Here is a 1,459-nt window from a genome sequence, read left to right on the forward strand (position 1 = left end):
TCCTTACTTTGTTGAGTGGTGGTTTCGGGGGCGTCGTAGGCTTCTGACCACCCCAGGGGTGCCGGGTATGGCTGTCATGTGGGTGCCGTTCCGACGGCTGGAAAGGATTGGCCGTCCGGTGTCCCGCAACGACTCGACCGCTGATTGAGAGATGCGATCTGATCGCTGTGTAAGGACGAGACGGCGTGGTCGTTCGCTGGGGTGGAAGCACCGGAGAGAACGGAGACGCGGATGCCGCGATTTTGGGCCGGAGTGGATGCCGGCAAAACCCATCATCATTGCGTGGTGATCGACGAGGACGGCGCCCGGCTGCTGTCTCGGAAGGTCGCCAACACCGAGGACGAGATCCTCGCGCTGTTGGCGGACGTGACCGGACTGGCCGACGCCGGCGAGCTGGTCTGGGCGACGGATCTGAATCAGGGCGGGGCCGCGCTGCTGATCGCGGTGCTCGCCGCGAACGGGCAGCCCCTGCTCTACATCCCCGGCCGCACGGTCCATCACGCCGCGGCCGCCTACCGCGGCGACGGGAAGACCGACGCGAAAGACGCCGCGATCATCGCCGACCAAGCCCGGATGCGTCGGGATCTGACCCCGGTCCGCGCGACGGACGACATCGCGGTCGAGCTGCGGATGCTCGCCGCGCACCGCGCCGATCTCGTCGCTGACCGCACCCGCGCGATCAACCGTCTCCGCGCCACGCTGCTGGAATACTTCCCCGCCCTGGAAGCCGCGTTCGACTACGCCCGCCGCAAGGGCGCGCTGGCCCTGCTCGCCGAGTACCAGACACCCCAACAGCTTCGCCACGCCGGAGTGGCCCGCGTCACCGCGAAGCTCCGCAAGACAGGCACCCGGCAACCCGAGCAGATCGCTCAGATCGCCGTCGACGCCGCCCACACCCAGCACACCATCGTCGCCGGGCAAGACGCCGCCGCGATGATCGTGAAGCGACTTGCCGGTGAGGCGCTGCGGCTGCGGGAGGAGGTCGAAGAGGTCGAGTCTCAGCTCGAGACCCGATTTCGCCGCCACCGGCACGCCGAATCTCTCCTGAGCCTGCCCGGATTCGGACCCCTGCTCGCGGCCGAGTTCATCGCATTCACCGGTGGCACCCTCACCGACTTCGAATCCGCGGACCGCCTTGCCAGCATCGCCGGCGTCGCTCCCGTGCCCCGAGACTCCGGACGCATTAAAGGGAACCTGCACCGACCCAAGCGATACAGCCGCCGCTTGCTCCGAACCTGCTACCTCTCCGCCGAGGTCGCCGCCCGCTCCCACCCCGAATCCCGCGCCTACTACGACCGGAAACGCCACGAGGGCAAGACCCACAAACAAGCCGTCCTCGCCCTCGCGAGGCGACGCATCAACGTGATCTGGGCACTCCTGCGCGACGGCACAACCTTCCATCAGGAATCACCACCCACCACGCCCATCGCCGCTTGACAAGCCAATTGAGATTCCTTTC

General features: G+C 67.3%; 1 protein-coding gene. It reads left to right on the forward strand.

Going from position 1 to position 1,459, the window contains the following annotated elements; genetic code table 11:
- The first annotated feature begins 231 nt into the window (after positions 1–231).
- Positions 232–1,437, forward strand: coding sequence for an IS110 family transposase (locus AB0O89_RS15030; RefSeq protein WP_363499281.1), 1,206 nt, complete (start codon positions 232–234; stop codon positions 1,435–1,437).
- Positions 1,438–1,459 lie beyond the last annotated feature (22 nt).

The organism is Microbacterium sp. NPDC076895, from assembly GCF_040687115.1.
Taxonomy (GTDB): Bacteria; Actinomycetota; Actinomycetes; order Actinomycetales; family Microbacteriaceae; genus Microbacterium.